Origin of the sequence: Pseudothermotoga sp. (assembly GCF_031962025.1) — a bacterium.
Lineage (GTDB): Bacteria > Thermotogota > Thermotogae > Thermotogales > DSM-5069 > Pseudothermotoga_B.
The window spans coordinates 1-19,199 of the sequence record NZ_JAVRKW010000019.1 but is presented as its reverse complement, the minus strand read 5'-3'; the positions used below and the strand labels follow the sequence as shown (position 1 = coordinate 19,199).

The 19,199-nt window shown below is 39.5% G+C and carries 14 protein-coding genes and 1 pseudogene; 2 read left to right on the top strand and 13 right to left on the bottom strand.

Features of this window, described 5'->3' with window-relative positions:
* Positions 1–1,316, top strand: a pseudogene (locus AC4E92_RS09525) (hypothetical protein); the annotation flags it as partial.
* Positions 1,317–1,744: 428 nt separating this feature from the next.
* On the opposite strand, the gene AC4E92_RS09520 reads toward AC4E92_RS09525, so the two are convergent.
* From AC4E92_RS09520 to AC4E92_RS09500, 5 genes are all read right to left on the bottom strand, one after another.
* A complete protein-coding gene (locus tag AC4E92_RS09520; RefSeq protein ID WP_490240358.1) occupies positions 1,745–3,337 on the bottom strand; it encodes a phytoene desaturase family protein in 1,593 nt (530 codons plus the stop codon).
* Positions 3,334–4,293 carry an SDR family NAD(P)-dependent oxidoreductase gene (locus AC4E92_RS09515; protein ID WP_490240357.1) on the bottom strand — a complete coding sequence of 320 codons (960 nt, stop codon included), beginning with the start codon at positions 4,291–4,293 and terminating at the stop codon, positions 3,334–3,336. Before AC4E92_RS09515 ends, AC4E92_RS09520 begins: the two co-directional genes overlap by 4 nt.
* Positions 4,294–4,326: 33 nt before the next feature.
* Entirely contained in the window at positions 4,327–4,782 is a 456-nt protein-coding gene (locus AC4E92_RS09510; protein WP_490240356.1) for a nuclear transport factor 2 family protein, read from the bottom strand.
* Positions 4,783–4,827: 45 nt separating this feature from the next.
* Entirely contained in the window at positions 4,828–5,574 is a 747-nt protein-coding gene (gene heR, locus AC4E92_RS09505) for a heliorhodopsin HeR (RefSeq protein ID WP_490240355.1), read from the bottom strand.
* Positions 5,575–5,850: 276 nt separating this feature from the next.
* Positions 5,851–6,921: a type I restriction endonuclease gene (locus AC4E92_RS09500; protein ID WP_490240354.1), complete on the bottom strand. Its 1,071-nt coding sequence runs from the start codon at positions 6,919–6,921 to the stop codon at positions 5,851–5,853.
* 551 nt (positions 6,922–7,472) lie between these two features.
* On the opposite strand from AC4E92_RS09500, the gene AC4E92_RS09495 reads away from it, so the two are divergent.
* Complete coding sequence (locus AC4E92_RS09495) at positions 7,473–8,456, top strand: hypothetical protein (protein ID WP_490240353.1); 984 nt, start codon at positions 7,473–7,475, stop codon at positions 8,454–8,456.
* 149 nt (positions 8,457–8,605) lie between these two features.
* On the opposite strand, the gene AC4E92_RS09490 is transcribed toward AC4E92_RS09495, so the two are convergent.
* The 8 genes from AC4E92_RS09490 to AC4E92_RS09455 all read right to left on the bottom strand — a co-directional run bounded on the left by AC4E92_RS09490 (position 8,606) and on the right by AC4E92_RS09455 (position 18,990).
* Positions 8,606–9,073 carry a flavodoxin family protein gene (locus AC4E92_RS09490; RefSeq protein ID WP_490240352.1) on the bottom strand — a complete coding sequence of 156 codons (468 nt, stop codon included), beginning with the start codon at positions 9,071–9,073 and terminating at the stop codon, positions 8,606–8,608.
* Between the two features lie 191 nt (positions 9,074–9,264).
* Complete coding sequence (locus AC4E92_RS09485; protein ID WP_490240351.1) at positions 9,265–11,799, bottom strand: ATP-binding protein; 2,535 nt, start codon at positions 11,797–11,799, stop codon at positions 9,265–9,267.
* A 49-nt stretch (positions 11,800–11,848) separates the two neighbouring features.
* Positions 11,849–11,938, bottom strand: coding sequence for a HepT-like ribonuclease domain-containing protein (locus AC4E92_RS09480; RefSeq protein WP_490240360.1), 90 nt, complete (start codon positions 11,936–11,938; stop codon positions 11,849–11,851).
* A 29-nt stretch (positions 11,939–11,967) separates the two neighbouring features.
* The gene (locus AC4E92_RS09475; RefSeq protein WP_490240359.1) at positions 11,968–12,234 is read right to left on the bottom strand and encodes a nucleotidyltransferase family protein; all 267 of its coding nucleotides are present in this window, start codon (positions 12,232–12,234) and stop codon (positions 11,968–11,970) included.
* 23 nt (positions 12,235–12,257) lie between these two features.
* Entirely contained in the window at positions 12,258–15,101 is a 2,844-nt protein-coding gene (locus AC4E92_RS09470; protein WP_490240350.1) for a DUF1156 domain-containing protein, read from the bottom strand.
* Between the two features lie 193 nt (positions 15,102–15,294).
* A complete protein-coding gene (locus AC4E92_RS09465; RefSeq protein WP_490240361.1) occupies positions 15,295–15,615 on the bottom strand; it encodes a winged helix-turn-helix transcriptional regulator in 321 nt (106 codons plus the stop codon).
* Positions 15,587–15,685, bottom strand: coding sequence for an AlbA family DNA-binding domain-containing protein (locus AC4E92_RS09460; RefSeq protein WP_490240349.1), 99 nt, complete (start codon positions 15,683–15,685; stop codon positions 15,587–15,589). Before AC4E92_RS09460 ends, AC4E92_RS09465 begins: the two co-directional genes overlap by 29 nt.
* Complete coding sequence (locus AC4E92_RS09455) at positions 15,682–18,990, bottom strand: helicase-related protein (protein ID WP_490240348.1); 3,309 nt, start codon at positions 18,988–18,990, stop codon at positions 15,682–15,684. The genes AC4E92_RS09460 and AC4E92_RS09455 overlap by 4 nt, the downstream gene beginning before the upstream one ends.
* Between the last annotated feature and the right edge of the window lie 209 nt (positions 18,991–19,199).

Below are 19,199 nucleotides of genomic sequence, written 5' to 3'. Positions count from 1 at the left end.
GGAGTGCTGTGAGAAAATCCTGGGTAATGTTTGTTCTGAGTTTTCTACTTGTAATTTTCCTTGAAAGCTGTGCAACCGTTCCCAGTCAACCAGAAACAGCACCTATAATCATCTGGCAAAAAGCACTTGGTGGATCTGATGAGGAGGCAGCATATTCAATTCAACAGACTGCTGATGGCGGATACATAGTTGCTGGGTATACTCGATCAAACGATGTTAATGTGAGTGGATATCATGGTAACGGTGACGTTTGGGTAGTAAAACTTGACAGTAATAGAAATATAGTCTGGCAAAAGGCACTTGGTGGATCTAGGAATGATGAAGCACATTCAATTCAACAGACTACTGATAGCGGGTACATAGTAGCTGGGTGTACTTGGTCAAACGATGGTGATGTGAGTGGATATCATGGTGACAGTGACATTTGGGTAGTAAAACTTGACAGTAGTGGGAATAAACAATGGCAAAAAGCACTCGGTGGATCTAGGAATGATGAAGCACATTCAATTCAACAGACTTCCGATGGTGGATACATAGTGGCTGGGGGTACTATGTCATACGATGGTGATGTGAGTGGATATCATGATGGTTATGACTTTTGGGTAGTAAAACTTGACAGTAATGGGAATAAAGAATGGCAAAAAGCACTCGGTGGATCTTCTTCTGATGTAGCATTTTCAATTCAACAGACAAGTGATGGATACATAGTAGCTGGGTATACTTGGTCAAACGATGGTGATGTGAGTGGATATCATGATGGAGCTGACTTTTGGGTAGTAAAGCTTAACAGCAGTGGAGATATAGTCTGGCAAAAAGCACTTGGGGGATCTGGTTGGGATGGAGCATATTCAATTCAACAGACTTCCGATGGTGGATACATAGTGGCTGGGGGTACTATGTCATACGATGGTGATGTGAGTGGATATCATGATAGTTATGACTTTTGGGTAGTAAAACTTGAAAGTAATGGAAATATACGATGGCAAAAAGCACTTGGTGGATCTAATGATGATTTTGCATATTCAATTCAACAGACTACTGATGGTGGATACATAGTGGCTGGGTATACTAACTCAAACGATGGTGATGTGAGTGGAAATCATGGTGGTTATGAGTTTTGGATAGTAAAGCTTAACAGCAGTGGAGGTATAGTCTGGCAAAAAGTGTTTGGTGGATCTTGGAATGATGTAGCAAGTTCAATTCAACAGACTACTGACGGTGGATACATAGTGGCTGGGTGGACCAACTCAAACAATGGTGATGTGAGTGGATATCATGATAGTTATGACTTTTGGGTAGTAAAGCTTGGATGGTGAATACAGGTGAGCCACAATGGCTCACCTTATGTTTTTTACGTTCAGACGACAATTTCAGATAACATTCTGCAAACACACGAAGTTTAACGAATCTGGCTTTGGAAGAAGAAAGATGTAGCTGTATGTACTTTGTTAGGCGAATTTTTAGCTCTTATTTTATCAATTCATCAATTTCTTCCCTTCTTTGAGGAATTGTATAAAATGTTGCGTTATCATCGTTCCATTCAACCATATCACAACTATCTTGGCGTATATATTCTTTGCAAAGCAGATAATGAACTACTGATTTAACTTCATTTTTAGAATGTCCTGCTTTTTCAACTATTTCTCTTAAACTTAATCTATATGGGCTCTTTCTGAGTATTTTGAGTATTAACGCCTCTCATTCTGTAAATAATTCTTTTGAAATTTCTGAAACATCAAACCCATTATGCTCCTAAAGCTTTAGCTGCCAACCGTCCTGTCAAAATAGCCGTGGGTACACCGGCGGGGCTGTAGGACCATTTCCCGGCTTTCATAACATGTGGCAAGGAAGTCTTGGGCACATTGTTAATAAACAAAAGGCTGCTGGGGACTGGAATATCCTCTTCAAATGACCAGCCTATAATTGAGCCCTCGGAACTACCTGCCCATTCTTCAATGGTAAGTGGAGTGGATGTGAGGCGGAACAGAATTTTTTCTGGGTTTTTCAGCATTGGATAGACGCTTTGAGCCAGTGTGCGCACCATACGCTCTGCTACCGCTTCGCGGAACTCTTGATACCAGCCATCTTCTTTCACTTGTTTGACCAAATCATATTCAAAGAGGACACTGATAATCAACCCTGTTTTCCCAGGCGGTGCTAGATTGGGGTCTCTCAAAACAGGTATTGAAATTTCATAGGTGTTTAGTGCACAAAATCGGTCCAGCCAATTTATAATATCAGCGCGGGTTAGGGTTTCACCTTTATTGAGAAGCTGGCGCAGTTCTGTGGTATGGGTTTCCCCCAATCCTTGGCGGGAAGGGGTATAAAAGAAATGTCCATATCCGATTTTACGGAATGTTTCAGGTGGTTCATCCACACCCAGATACACGGTGAAAACTGAATCCGAGCCACGGTGGGAAAGAATAGATGCTTTTTCGTCTTCAATACGGGCAATCGCCTTGTCTGGCAGACCATCGGTTCGGGCAATGCGGTATAGCGTCTTCAAATCCGCTGTCCATACTAAATCGCCATAGCCAAAATGGGTTCCATCTTCTAAGGTGATAATGCGCTTTGCTATGTCCACTCCAGTGACAAGACTATTTAAACGCAAGTCAACTCCCAATTCAGCCGCTTTTTGAGCCAATTTATCCGCTAATCTTCCTACTCCACCGCGCGGGTAAATGTAATCGGTGTAAAGGTAAAAATAGCTCAGTGCAAAGAAGGAAGGAGTACTGCGGAAAAAGTGTTGGGCTACGATGTCACGCAACGATCTATTGGAAATACGGGATTCCAGAAAATTCTCTACCGGACCTTTCATACCTTGAATTGTCCAAAGTGTTCCCAAAAATTTGAACATCCAGGGTAAATAGGTCTTAAAGAAATAAGCCTTATCTTCAAACAAACCGTGGAAGGCCGGGTTGTCTACCGCGTAAAGCACTTTCATAGCTTTCATAACCTTTTTTACCGAGCGGATCAAACGATCCACCTGGTCAGTGCTTTCCGGATAAAGTCGCTTAAGCATTACTGCGTAGTCTTCCAAGGAATGTTCACCTTCCACATGGACGAACTGATCTTCTACCCCCACTGTCACCGGGTTTGGAACAAAATCCAAATCGATGCCAAGCTCTTGTAACATGGGCAGGATAATACCTGCGTTGACCAACGCCCGCACTCCGCCTTCAAAGAAGAAACCATCCTTTTCGAATGTGTTCACCAGTCCGCCGGGTTTATTGTTCTTTTCCAGCAGTAAAACCGAGCGATCGGCGCGGGCAAGGTAGGTAGCTGCTGTTAGTCCTGCCATGCCTGCACCTACCACAACAAAATCATAGTGCTTCATACTAACCTTCCCTCCTTTAGACCTATCTCCCAGATGAGCTCGGCAGCCTCCATATCTTTAGCCGGAGGGGCCAGTTCTTCCTCTGTCGTCAGATGGAAAAAGCGATCAGTCACTCCCTCTAAGTCCGGGGAAACACCGAGGTAATAAATGGCCTTAGCGGATATTTCTGGAGATTGGGATAGTCTGTCCAAAACATTGCGCTTCCAGAAGCGGTAAAGTGGACCGTTATCCTTTCCAGTGTTTGTACGAACCATTCCAGGGTGCATGGCGTTGACCGTTACCCCAAAGAGCGCCAATTCACGCGCCAAAATATGCATGCTCAAAATCTCGGCCAGTTTAGCGGCACCGTATGCTTTTAACCCACTGTAGCGACGCTTCTCCCAGTTTAGGTCGTCAAACCGCAAGCCCCAAACGGCAAAGCGATATCCTTCCGAGCTTACAAACAAAATCCGGCCGCGACGGTCGCGCTTTAGCTTGTCGCGCAACAGGTAATTGATTACAAAGGGTGCCAGAAAATGCACGGCGAAGTTCATTTCCAGACCGTCAGGTGTCATTTGGCGGCGGGAAAGGTATAGACCTGCGTTATGGATAAGAACATCGATGGGCTTTTCCAGAAAGGCCAGCTGTTTTCCCACTCGATGCATGTCATCAAGAAGACTAAGGTCAGCCAGGATATAATCACATTCCACGCCAAAGTTGCGGCGGATTTCATTGCAAAGGGCTTCGGATTTTGCCTGGTTGCGGTTGATGGTCAGCAGGTGCGCGCCGTGTGCAGCGTAGTACCGAGCGGTGTGATAGCCGATTCCCGACGTAGCACCAGTGATAACGACCAATCTACCTGTGAAATCTTCATTACATTCTGCAGGTGGTTTTCTCATGTTGCGAATCATCGCCCAAACATTGCGCCATTTGTACTGCGGCCAGTATTTACGTACTGCCCTTAAGGTTTCGCCCACTAGAACGCCTCCCGCCTGCTATTTGTACGAAATTCATCCAAACACTCTCTTCATGAAAGCTCTGTAAAGTTTTCCTATCAGAGGAATATTTGTCCAAATAGCACCCCAAAGGTCATAAAGGTCATGCTGATCAACGATTTTTCCTTCATCATTCAAAATCAGGCGGCTTAATCCGTACATAGGTACCTTGCGGGTGTTGCGAAAGTTGATTGTCAGCACCCATTCAACGAAAGCTGTATTCCCATTCAATAAGACATAAAGTACTTTCATGTGTGCATCCTTAGTGCGTCTTGCTAATCGCTCAACCATAGCCCGAAACTCCTCTATGCCGTGTATTTCCTGAACCGGATCCACAAAGTGGATGTCTTCCGCGTAATAGGGTAGCAAATAAGACCAATCCGGTTTGCCGGATTCATTATAAGTACGCTCCCACAACTCAACCAATTGTTCGGGACTGCGGATACTGTATTTGGACGACTCTGAAATCATACTTACACCTCTCATTTGGTCATAGAACAACGTTATAGTTGTCCCTCAGGGTTGCAATGTTCCGGCGTAAACCTCCCAGATTAATATGCTTTTTGAAATAAAACTCAACAGTATGTACACCTTCTCACCGTATAAATAATCAGACCATTTTCCTACCTTTTTGTACTGCAGGACCATGTTAAGCGGAAAGAGATTGAAGAAAATTGCTATGCTGATGAATATCCATATCACAAAGTTGGGTGGATTGGAGCGAAGAATTATCATGAAGATGACTATCCATGGAATTAACCCTGCGAAACAACCGAATAGGAATGGACTCCATATTACTCTTTCAGTATACTGGTTTAGGAGTTCCATGAGGTATCCGAAGAATATCATAGTAGCGTTTGTTGAAAAAATTAGTATGAGAGTGCCTATGTCTGATATACCTACGAGGAGAGCTATGATGACAATCATTATAGATGAAGTTATCGAGTATTCAGCCCAGCGATAGGGATTTATCCCCTTGGATAGGTTTTCCTTATATTTATTCGATAAGACAGTGGCAACCATAAAATGGGCGATTGCTGTGAGAAACGGGAACAGGGCTATGAGATATGCCAATCGCACATCAAAAAGTTTCTCCGTTACTTTCACAAGACTGCGGCTTGCCTCATCAAACTTCAGATAGTTCCTCGTAATTGTAACGGCAAAATCGCTGGATAACACAAGTATCAGTATTCCCTGAACAAGATGAAAGACCGCTGCGATAAGATTCAGCTTTTTTAAATTATCAAACTTTTTGTTTTCCATATACCACACATCCCTCATTTTCTATTTTTGGTTTCGTTCTTTTATTAATGTTATTCATTTTCAATTCCTAAAGCTGATGAGCTAAATTTGAAACAACAGGATACTATTTGAATTTCCATCCCATGTTACTTTGTGCATTTTCTTTTCTCCTTGGTTTTATTTTTGAACTTGGGTTTTTCACCTAATGCTTTACGGGTACTTAAAGCACAAACTTAAAGAGAATTTGAGCAAAGTGCTATAGGCACATAACCATATACCACTGTAAAACGCAACAATTTATTTAACCTCGATAGATAAATCATCACTTTTATACCCAAAAAACGCTATGATACTTTTGGAAAGTTTAACAATATTATTAGCGTTGAGGTGTGTTTCAACGTAGATATCTGTATTACCTATCTTTTCAGGTTTTCTTAGCTCATTACGATTTTTTGTAAAATATGGTCTTTTTCGCCCTGCTAAATTAAGAACCTTTTCAAATTGGTCTTTATGTGCAGAGAGCATAAGGTTGCATATTTTTATCAACATATCTTTCCACGAGCGTGCTTCATATCTGGTCTTTTTAAAAGTAAACGCTACGATGGATTTTCCAGTATAACTTTTCGAAGATGAGAGAGATACATGATCTGATTTTAATCGTACAGGAGATGTTATTTCTCTCTTTGACTTTATTGCTGTTTCTTGACTAACTCTTATTAGAAATTGTTTTATCATTTCGTTATCCGGTTTATAACCACATAATTTTTCTGTGGTATCAGCCAATAATTCAACTAAAAGATCATCAGGCTCTGTTATTATTTTTTCCCATGCTTTTGGAAGTGTCTCTTTTATCAAATCTTGTTTTCGTCTGTTTGTATATAGATTCTCGGCATTTTCTATGGCTCTATCAGAAATAACATTCTCTTTTGACAAGAACTCCTCAAATTTCTTTGCAATATCTTCACTTTTCTGATCGTATATTTCAATAGTATAAAATTTTCTCTGTTCCCAATTTCCTTCACGCAAGGGCAAATAGAACCACCAACTAATTCCATTAGTCAGGACTGCAAGTTTTACTCCTTCTTTAAAAGAATAATTTAAAAGTTGCTCTTGATGTTTTTCTAAATCCTCATTGACTTTCTTTACCTCAATGAATACTTTGTTTTTGCCATTATATTTAAGAGCATAATCTACTCTTTCACCACCAATAGAGTATTCAGGACAGATCTCATCTATGTTGAACGGATCCCAACCTAGAGCTTTCAGAATCCTTAAAATCACAGCTTGCTTAGTAGCTGCCTCATCAAAGGAGAGAAGTCTTTTGTCATTTTTAAAATCGTTAATCAGTTTAAGCAATTCATTATTCATTTTCATCAACTCCATTGTGCTTTATTGTAGATAACTCCTTCATATACACAACGTTGATATACTTACGTTTGCAGTGATATCCGTTAACACTACATAACACAATAATTATATAACCAGCAAGCGAAAAAAATCAAATCTTTTCAAAAAAGACTCTGTTTTTGTTTTCTCTCAACCTTTCAAGAACGATTGCCGTCTTTTCTTCGACAGGCAGTTTCTTTGCCGCACTCACTACTTTCTTTGTTTAGATATTTAGTTGTCCAATTTTTCAGGAAAGCAGTGTGTGGTATAATATTATATGATATACACAAATTTGGAAACATCCAATGAAGCGGTAGTGATTATGAAAAGTTGGATTACTTCAAAGGAATTTCTTAAAGTTTTATGGATGAAAAACATTCAGCTTATCATAACTGTGATTGGTTGAGGATCTTCCTTTTACAATGTGATAGTCGATATGAGCTGAGCGCTGGCTGGTGTGGCGATAACTATGATCAAGATTCTTTGAAGATGATTTTTGGAATTTATAATAACAGTTGAAAGGAGGGCAAAGTATGAGACTGCTTGCTGTTTTGATCTTTCTTGTAACAGCAGTCTACAGCTTGGCTCAAGTAGATCCTTCACTCCTTTTTTCACAGAACTACCCGGTTCCTGAGTGGGTCAAGCCCGGTCTTGTGGTAGTCTATCAACATGAAGGTGGTACTCAATCTGGTGCAAGTGCCGCCTCTGGAAGTGGATTCAGGATCGATATCGTTACGGATGTGGAAAAAAACACTGTGTACGGTATAGAGTTCATCGTCCTTTTCTCACCTTCTACTTATCAGATAACCTTTCAGCCTTTCAAAGTTATGCCTCTTATCGTGTTCATCCATCCCAATGCAGTCCAAGATTTACTCAATCGGGCTGATATGCTTGCCCAGCAGGGCATTGTAGTGAGAGGAGGACGTGTCTCTGAGAATTCTATCTGGCTGGGCATAGCATATAATGTTTCTTCCACAGATATCTGGATATCGAACGATGGATTTGTTCAGAGACTTCAGTACCTCGTCAGACAGCAGGAAGGTTCCGCTGTAGTTCAAAGTCAATATATGAAACATTTCTACATTGAATGGCAAAATATCAAAGAATTTCCACCTGTTGCCAGAGAAAGCCACACTTACAACATTTACACCTCCCTATACGGATTCACTACTCTTGGTGGAAGTGCAAGTTATCGACTCTCAAATGTCCAGGGAAGGGTCGCCAGATACTCGATATTTCAGAGTGCTTCTGGTATGTCCGCGCCCACAGAAGGCATTGGTGTACCTTCATTCGGTCCGTTCTACATGCACCCATCTCTTTTGAAAAAAGATGTGATCATAGAGATACCAGAGATAGGTTTGGTCTGGCAAAACGAGCAAGGAATGTATGGAATAGACACAGTTGTTTATTTCAATGGTCAAGAATGCTTCCGAGCGTCTTTTGATGAAAGAGGACTTATAACGGGCGTTCAGTACCTTTATGCGGGTATGATTTTTTCAACAGAACTTATAGAATGAATGATAAAGGTACACTTTTGTGTGCATTGACATGATCTTTTAATCTCTCTTTTGAATTTTGTGGGTATAAATAGCGGGACGAACCCGCTCATCGTTTGATGCATTAAAATGTGGTTTAAAATGCTTTCTGAGGATTTTGATTTTGCTCATCATGCTTTCTTCTCAGGGTATTTTTTCAACGTTTCAATAAAATGCCTGGTCTTGTCCTCTAATTTCTTTGTTATTATGAGTTCATGAGTGATAACTTCTTTTTTGTATATCTTGCTCATTTGCTCTAAGCATATACCTCCTCTGCCAGCGCAGGTTGCAAAAAACGCAGCTTTCTTGATTTTTTCGCTGTTTGTGAGGAGGTAAGATCTTATTGCTGGTGTCACTCGCCCGTTCCATACTGGAGTTCCAACGATCACAAGATCGTAATCCGCAGGGTCTTTCTCAAAGAGTATTTCTGTTGTCTTGCCTCTTGTTGCGTCGTAGCCAGCGATGAAAAAGCCCAGAATACCATTCCTTTTCTTTTTGTCAATTATCTCGTCAAGATCAGCTCCAAGAGACTCAGCGATTTGTTGAGCAACCTGCCTGGTGTGACCGTCTCTTGTATAATAAGCAACCAGTATTTTCATTTACCACACCTCCGATCTAAAATAGTCTTCCGTATCAGCTTCATCGTTTCATCTTGGTTCAGCTTTGTGTATCCTCACAAGAATATGGTGGAATTTTGTTTAACGGCTCGCGGATATGTGAAGTTTGGCTTTGACCAATTTGCACAGAAATTGGCGAAGACAGATTGCTTCTTGTTAGGCAAAACACAATTTTATTCTTCCTCGACGATCTCAATATTTTCCTGTTTCAATGCTTCTAATATCTTATCTTCATAGTCAGCCATCTCAATCTCGCCATCAGTTGCTCTGATACTAATTTCCACATCGCACCTTGAAAATTTGTTTTTTAAATGATTTGCAATCCTTGCGATGGTTGAAATCTTTCCAACCGGCACCTTCAGTTTCAGTTTCAAGGCTTTTTTTGAAGTTCTTTTTTCCGATGGTTCGTCAGCATATTTTTCTTCAGGTTCTTTAACTTGAACAGAAGTAGGCTTTTCTTCTTGAGAAATAACAGACGCAGTTTTTCTGGTCTCTTCTTTTTTACAAAGCTCTGGCTTGATAATAATTTCACCATCCGAAAATTCTATGTTTATGTCCTCATTTATGTGCCTGCACTTTAAAGTTTCCCCTTCAATATAGCCAAATCCAAACAGACCCTCTTTAACGCCTTCTTTTATACCATCTATAAGGGCATCTTTTGATTTCGGGCGAAGTTCCCCGGGTGTTTTAAGTAAAGCCTCGTAAAGATTTAATACTTCTACATAGTCTCTGTTAGGTAAATACTTTTCCTTAATAACCTTAGGTGAAATTCTTTCAAGAATTTCACCTTGTGATCTCAAATATCCATAGATTTCGCTATCAAGTCGAGACTCATGTAATGTGGGTATTCCAAGATCAAACTCTTTAAATCCGTCTTTTGCTGGAAGCAACAGCTTGCGGTAATACTTTCTCAATTCTTCGTATTCCCTCTGCTCGTAATTCTTAAGCTTATTCTTTACCTCATTTTTCTGCCTCTCAGTTAATTTCAAAGATCTATCGGCATCAATGCCTCTGAGTGCTATAAGTTTTTTGAGATAATTGTAAAATGCGGCTTTTTGACTTTCATCGACACACAGAAATATCAAAGTATTTCTGTAAACTCTTGGACTCTCACCGTATTTTTCAAAAAATTCGTTGTCGGGTTTTTCTTTATTCAGAACTACAAGTTTCAACTCGGGTAAATCAGGAACATCCTTTGGAAACTTTGGGTGAATATAAACTCTAAACACAGACGAGTTTTTTGTATATTTTTCTAAAATCTCCTTTTCCTGCTGATATACTTCGTTATCTGTTACGTTCTCTTCTCTTGAAACCAAAATCCTGTTGAGGTTTGGTTGATTGGTAAAGAAAAGACCTTCATCGGATAAATAAAACAACCTCTCTTTTAGATCATTTATTACGGTATCTATCACACTGCTTGAAAGTCCAGGATAAACGGTACTTATTTTTATTTCCTTTACACTTGAACCCCTCTCGCCCCTTCCGGAAAAGGACATCATAAAAATTGTGGTGCTGACCACAGTTCCAAGCCTGTATGGTATATAAGAAGGTCCTATGCCTTCATCGACTTTTTTAGCTTCCGAAGAACTTCCTGCAATATCCTGAGCAATTATGCTGCCCCATTCCTCACCTGTATGCTTTGTGAGTTCTCTTCTCAATTCCTCATTGCTTAAATCAAAGTCCCCTATGCGGATATATGGGATGTTTTTGTCAAGAAGACTGTGAACCACTATGGAGAGCATTCTCAGAACGCCGCGTGTTCTCTGAAAGCTTGGAAAAGATCCCCATTTTTTGTAAAGAACATCTATAACCTCTGGTTTGAAAGGATAGCTCCTTAGAAATCTATTTCTATATTCATAAACTTCATTACCGGATAAAAGTCCTTCATTCTTTGCATGCTCTATAAACTCATCAACCAACTCTTTTGCTTTTTCTTCATCTATTTTCTCGAAAAGTCTTTTTCTCACTACGGCTTCTATCTCGTCATCTTTTACAGGGGTGTAGATCTTCTCCATTCTTCCTGTAATTTTTTGAAGCTGCTCAAATATTTTTTCGGCATTTTCATCGTAGTCTTCTAAAGTGCTTGATGGCAGTGTAAAAACAAGCATGGCATTTCCCACTGTTGCCACTGATTCTGTAAGTTCTTGAACAAATGCAAGAGTCTGAGTGGCAAGAGTTGAATCTTCTATTTTTACACCTGATGCCTTTTTAGTGTAATGAAAAAGTTCGTCTATAAGTATAAGAACAGGCGAGTTGCTGGATAAAAGCTCTATCAATTTTTCCTTGCCCGGAGAAGTATCTCCCTTTGTTATGGCAATTTTTCCGGTCAGTTGTTTCTCCAATTCCTCCCAGAGCTTCTTTTCTTTCGGGTCTAATGCGGTCCCATCAATCACAACAACTTTTGCATTCCATTCTTTTGCTTTGTGATAAAGAGCAATGAGAGTGTGAGTTTTACCACCACCAAAAGGCGTTTGAAGTTGCATAACAGAATCTCCGCTTTTTCCTTCAAGTCTTGCCTTTGCTATTTCAAGAATATTTTTTAGCCCGTCAGTTATAAAGGTCTTTTTGAAAAACAAATCCGGGTCTTGATAATCGAATGGAGCTTTACCCTGAACGACCTGCCACAGATCTGCTGCAAATACATCCATTGTAAGGCGACCTTCGACAATATCCTCATGCGGAATTGCTATTTGGGTAAATGATTTCATTTATTTCACCTCCTATATCGATTAACACTTTTCTAATTTTGTTTTTTAATTATGGTAACTCCATTTTAATTGTATTCCAGACGAGCTCATATTTGATGCCAAAATAGAAATGTATGAGTTTATCTCTGAATCCTGCCATTTTCTTTATATACAGTGTAATGTCTCTCTTCATAGATTAATTACCTCTATCATTATGTTTTCTTTTATTTCTTTTCTGATCACATCTTGAGAAACTATATCTACTTTAATACCAAGTTTTTCCTCTAAGAACGTTGATAACCTAATAAAATCAAAAAGCGTGGCATTTTCATAAAATTTGACAAGAATATCAATATCGCCGCCCTGTTTCTGTTCATTTCTCACAAAAGAACCAAATATACCAATTATTTCTGCCTTATAATTTTGTCGAATATGTTGTTTAAGGCTTCTTAAAATTTATTTAATCTCTTCGAGATTTTTCATTCAAACAACTCCCCTTGTCTGCTTATATTTTTTATTTCATCTTTTAATCTCTCTTTCCCGCTTAAAAATCCATCCAAGAGTTTTTTCTCTTTGCTTTCATCTGGCAAAGTTTCAGATATAGCCTGTGCCACTTTGTAAAATGCCTCTTTTGTACCATAGCCCGTTTCTTTTAAAATTTCTTTCATCTCTTCCTTTCTTGCCGCCTTCCACAAAAGTAGTACCTTGTGAAGAACATCTATCATCTCCTCTACATTTTCAAGCTCTTGCAGTGTTCTATCTTGAGGTCCAAGCACGATTATAAATTCCTTGTCCTTTCTGATAAAGCCTTTGTTCCACTCTCTTTCAAGATTTACCCCAACAGATTGGGCAAGCTTTCTGGCATCATCAAACTCAACTTTTGCCTCACCGTATGTCCATCTCCATAGGATATAAAACCTTGTAAGTGGTGAAAGCTCACCTGCAATACCGTTGTGTAGAATCTGCCTTACCGCATAATCCGTCACAACTTCTCTTACATAGTCTAAAAGCTCTTTTGCTGAAATCTCTTTTCCTTCATAATCCATTACCTTTTTGTATTTCCCAAAAATTTCAATGGCTGAGCCAATACCTGCAATGAAAAAGTCAGCACCGCTCACTCCTTCTTCCCATAGGGACTTAAGTTTTTCAGTGATGTGTTTTTTTATCTCCTCTTTTACTTCGTTCAGCCAGCCTGTCTCAACTCTGTCCATTTTTCTACAGACAAAGTAGATGGACGAAGCTAAAGCGGCAGATTCCTTTGCCCTTAGTCTTGCTTTCATTTCCGTATCAATGGGCCATGATGCAGTTGGAACAAGATTTGATTCAAGAAGTGCATTTATTAAGGTTTCCCAGCCAGTGGTTGATTTGTGACTATAAACGATGGTTGCTATTCCATTTGGCTTTAAAATCCTTGAAATCTCTTGAAAAGCTTTTTTGAGCATGTCTTCAAAGTATTTCTTGCCTGCCTCAAAGCCACCTTCTTGATGAGAGTAAGCAACAATTTCTTTAGATTTTGGTGTAAGTGGTGTCATGAAAAGTTCTGGGTATATATCCCCAATGCTTCTTTTAAGCCACACATAGAAAAAGTCTGAAAGGTAAGAGTAAGGCACATTGTCATAGTAAGGTGGGTCTGTGAAAACGGCATCAAAGTAGTTATCTGGATAGGGAAGCTCTGTGGCAGAGGCTTGCTTTATAACAGGGATTGCTTTTCCCCCTTCATCTTCACCTTCCTCCTTTAATTCTACTGGCGGAATCTGGGAGAGGTGGGAGAGAACTTTTGAATTATATTCTATTGAATTTAACCAATCGCCTGTGGAACCACTAAAAACATTTGATTCGAAATAGTCCCATATCATCGGTAAAGCTTGTCGGCTGAACGAACCAGCAATAGTTTCCTTAGTGTTTGCCCACCTGCTGACATTATTGTTTTTCTCTGCTAAATTGTTTATGCTAATTCCCAAATACCCCACTACCGCCTTGGCATACTCTTCATCATATCCTTCCTCAATCATCTTTTGATAAGCCAGCCTCACCTTTTCCGTAAAGGTTATCAAAGCCAGCTTCTGGCGGGAGTTGAAAAGGTCACCCCATTTGAGCATTCCATATCTTTGCACACGAAAGCCAAGCGTTTCCTTTGGTGGTAATTCTTCATCCGGCACAGGATCGATTCCCCATTCTTCCATGAGTTTTTGTCTTTTTTCTTCAAGGTACTTTTCTGCTTCTTTGAAAATCTGAAAATCTTTTTCGTTTGCAAGCCTGTAAGTCTTTCCTTCCCTGCCCGGTTTGTGCAGAACAACTGCAACCAGTCTTTCTCCTGCCTTTCCTTGCTGAAACAGTTTTCTTGTTGTTTTATCATCAACTGTGTATCCACAAACAGGACATATAGCAATTGCCCTTGAAACCGTTCCATTTTCAGGGTCAAAATTTGAAGGCATCTTTTCATATCCATCTCCTACAATCTTGAACTTTACTTCATTGCCTTCTGTGTATGGATATAAAGCCACCTTTTTGTTATCCTTTTTTGAAAGCCAGAACTGCCTCATTAAAGGAATTTCAGCTCCACAGGAAGGATTTTGACAGGGAATGGTGCGAGCCCAGATGTAGCCAACTGGAATAGAGCCGTCCTCATCGGCAGGGTAAAATTTTCCTATCTCTTTCTTTGCCTCTTCTAAAACCCAGTTTCCCCACCATTTAACATCTGCCAATATGGGATTGGATTTGCGAAATTGCGCTTTTATTTCTTCTTCAAAGAGCAAATTAGTCCAAGCAACATCTTCCCCATCGTTCGGGTTATTTTCAAAATCTCTTCCATGTCTTTCTGAGCTATATACCCTATTTTTTGTGAAAGTACTGTGTGAGTCTTCAATTGTCCATCTCCCGTACTTTTGTGGATACTCAAGGGTACACTTTAAAATAAGAGTGGCTACGGGATTATATTCAACAGCATGGACTTCACATCCAAGTCTTAATGCCTCTAACGGAATAGAGCCACCACCTGAAAATGGGTCTAAAACCCTTGGTGGTTTTCCTTTATATGTCTTTAAAATATCTTCTCTTGCTTTCTGTATAATATTTTGATCTAAAGAGTTCTCCCATTTTGAGAGCTCAATTATGAACTGCCTTGTCTTTTCCCATTCTTCAATCGAATTTAAAGCGGCAATTAAAGCCGCATAGGAAGTTGCTCTTGATGATGCCAGTGGACGGCGAGCCCACCATATATGCAAAGTGGAAATATGTCCGTGCCTTATGTTTTTCTCCTTTGCTGAAATTTCACTTACTTCCTTCACAGGAAAGCTTTCCTCTATAAAGCGTTTATCTTTCATATCTATCTCCTCTTTCGCTAAAATTTTTTGACTCATTTGCATTATTTTAGTTTTCTTTTGGCTTCATCATTGATTCTTTTCTTCTTCAATGTTCTGCCCCTTTAATGCCCCTTTTATGCCCGTTTCGCCCCTTTTATGCCCTACTTGTCCGAAATATGTCCGATAAATGTCCATTATGTCCAATAAGTGTCCGTTAAGATAGCACATACTTTCTACCTTTTTTAGTTCCGATTTCTCTGATCATATTTTTCTCAACAAGTTCTTTCAAATCACGATACAAAGTTTTTTCTGAAACAGCGGGGATAAGTTTTTTTAATGTCGAAGTCGTTATTTCACCTCTTTCTTTCAAATACAAAACCGCCTTGATTTGTCTTTCGTTCAGTCCCAGCTTTCCGAGATGTTCTTTGTTATAAATGTTTTTGTAGAAGATTACCGAGAATCCGCCACCGAGCTCTTTAAATTCCGGTTCTGGAAGCCCCTGCTCTTTACACAACTCCACCATCTGTATTTGCAAAGGCACACAATGTTTTTAAATAATCATCCCGCCATGATTCTTTAAACTCAACCGCATGATTTTCTCTCATCGGTTCCACACCTCTTCTTTTTTGTTTTTCCATTCTTCCACTGGCACGATAAACCTGACTACTTCAACCTTTTCCTGTGGTTTTAGATTTTCAGCGGGATTTTTGATAATGTAAAGAGTTGGATTTGTCAGTGCATTGACAACCACATAGAGAAAGTATTGATCTTTAAATCTCTTTGCTTTGAACCATTCATTTAAAGTTAATTCCACAGCCCCTTCCTTTGCCCTTGCCTTAACTTCTATGTATCTCATCTCTTTTGTTCTCTCGTCCTTTGAGCGAATGTCAAAACCCAGATTTTCTTTTGAAACATCTTCAGGAACTCTGCCCTGCTGTCTTTCGTATTCCATAGCCACTTCCATCCCTATTCTCTCAACTTCTTCATCTTCAACCATTTCATTTTTCTCTGCAATTACTTTGATAACGGTCAAAAGTTCTGGCATAGACATCGAAAGACTCTGCTCCTGCTCTATTTCCTTTTCTAATTCTTTCATTGCTTCTTCATACCTTCTCTTTTGCTCCTCTTTGTTCCTTATAGGCAGATTAACCTTTTCTCCTCTTGCCTGTCTCTCATAAAACTCTGCTAAATCTGCATCCAGTTCCCCGATAAGATATTCAAGAGATTTCAACCCGTATTTCCTCTTTATCTCTGCCTGTCTTTTCCTTTCCTGTAATATCTCTTCTTTATACTTTTCAAGAGACTGTATGGCAGTAATCTCAATCATTTCATCTTTTTCAGAAATATTAGATGAATCATTTACGTCCCTGGCTGGTACTAAGTCCCAGAGAATCGCAGGGTTTAGTTGTTCTACATGATTTTTATCATCGTAGATCGCTATAATCTTTCTTCCTGCAACTTCTCCCTTCCCGTCTCTGACTTCCCCGATGTAAAACCAGATATAACCATTGAGTCTGGCAGACGGGTCTTTAAAAACTGCTCCTTTTTTTGTCTCTTCTTTATATTTTTCAATCACCCATTTCAAGAGTGCCTCAAAAAGAGGATGTCCAAAAGAAATAAACTCGGCATCAGGGTTTTTAAAAGCTATGTCTTTGTCAAAGGTGACTTTGGAATAGCTTTTGCCATACTTGTTTTTGAACTCAGCGCTTTCTGCAATCTTTTTTATTTCATAAGGTATAGAATCGATGGCTATGAACCCTTTATTGATTTCCCTAAATTTTCCTCCTGCTTTGACAAATACCTTTTTGAAGAATTCTTCAACATATTCAGGCATGAGCCTGTATTCCTTTGCTCTTTGAGCCATTTCTTTTATCCTTGTGTAGTCAATATACCTTGTTGCAAGGGTTTCTCCCAGGGCTTCTTTTATTTTTGAGATGTACTCTTCATCAGGCTTTATATCCAGTTCTTTCAAGATGTCATCCATACTCCTTGCGTTTGTCACCGCATCAATGATGAGCTGGTAAAGGTCTTTACCCTCAAACACATCTCCTATCACATCAAAAACTCTGTCGCTTCCGAGTTTGTTTTTTATTTCCTCTAATTTGTCAAATAGCTTTGCAAGAACTTTTCCCTCTCTTGTATCTTCCGCCACAAGATTGAAGATATAAACGTCTTTTTGCTGTCCGTACCTGTGGATTCTTCCCATTCTTTGCTCAAGTCTATTTGGATTCCATGGGATATCGTAGTTTATCATGATGTGGCAAAATTGAAGATTTATTCCTTCTCCTGCAGCTTCTGTTGCCACCATCACTTTTGTTTCATCTCTGAATATCTTTTCTGCTGTGATTCTTTCTTTCATGCTCATTTCACCGTGGATGTAATTCACCTTATAGCCCCACGATTCTATCTTTCTAACTAAATACTCAAGAGTATCCTTGGACTCTGTAAATATCAAGATCTTGGGATTTCCATTCATCTGTTCGATCTTCTTAAAGCCTTCCTGTATGGCTTTCTTGAGTTCCTTTAGTTTAACCTCTTCTTCGTTGTTTAATATCTGGCGGGCTTTCTCAATGAGATTGTTGAGTGTTTCTATTTCGCGTTTTAACTCATCAGGGTCTTTTGCCAGGGTGAGTGTTTCCCATTCCTCTTCTTTTTTCCATCTTTCATTTTCTTCAAGATCTTCTATTTCTTCATAATCAATATATATTTCTTTTTGCTTTTCTTCGCCTTTTAGAATCTTTCCCAGTCTTTCTTTCCTTCTTTCCAGCGATTTCAAAAGAGCGTGTGTGCTGGAAGCCATTCTTCTTTGAAGAATCATAAGGGCAAATGCGACATTTCTTTTCTTATCCGATTGTGTTGCCATATTGTATTGCTCCAGCACATATCTTGAAACATCGTTATATAGCGATTTTTCTGATTCAGACAGATGGAATCTTATGGTTATGGGAAATCTGCTTGTAAATATGGGTTTTCCTTCAAAATTTTTGAGATCTTCCTTCAGTCTTCTTATGAATAATGGATTGTCCTTGTTCTTTAAAGATTCTTCTACCATCTTGTTTGTTGCAAAAAATCCTGGCATGAGAAGGTCCAAAAACAGCCTGAAATTTTCAGGATCGCCCTTATGAGGAGTGGCAGTCAAAAAGATGAGATGGTTGGAGTTTCTTGATAGAGCTTCTCCGAATCTGTATCGTTGTGTTTTCTGAGTTTTTTCTCCGTATTTGTACGCTGACATCTTATGTGCTTCGTCAACAATCACAAGATCCCAGTGAACTGAGCTTAAGGTTGCGAGAATTTCATCCTGTTTGGCAAAGTCAATGGATGTGATCACCTGATCATTCTTCTCCCATGGATTTTCACCGTAGTAGGAGTTAAAGGTATTTCTATCAAGCGCAACGAATGTTTCATCGAACTTCTCTTTTAATTCCCTTTGCCATTGATCCCTTAAATGACCGGGAACCACGATCAGAATTCTTTTTGCAAGACCTCTTAATTTCAATTCTTTCAATATAAGCCCTGCCATTATTGTCTTTCCGGCACCGGGGTCATCTGCAATCAAAAATCTGATATGCGGTTGTTTTAAAACATAGCCGTATACCGCTTCTATTTGAAATGGAAGGGGATCTATCTTGGACACATTCATGGCAAGAAGTGGATCAAAGAGAGAGGCGTATTTAAACCGTGTAGCTTCGATTGCAAAGAAGACATTTTCGGCATTTGAAGAAAAGTCAATTGTGGATTGTGCTATTTTTAATTTGTTTGCATCTTCCTTTTTTATTATCTGGTCCACATGCTGTCTTGAGTGAATTGTAGAACCTACGATCCTTATGTACTCTCCTATCTCCCCAATCTTTTCAACCTTAACAGGTTCGTTCCAGAAGGGACCTTCAATAACATTTCCTTCTGTAATCATTTTACTTCCTCCTGGCCGTTCCGCCCGGGGCTTTACAGATATCTAAAGTCCCAAGCTTTAGCGTATGATTATAACTTTTTGTAAACGCGCGAAATTCGATTGCAAATTTTGGTAGATCTGTGAAGTACTGCAGTCAGATACATTCTGTTAAACGATGAATGTGAACAATCTCACTGAAATTATATCTAATCTGTGGCAGAAAAGTAAAG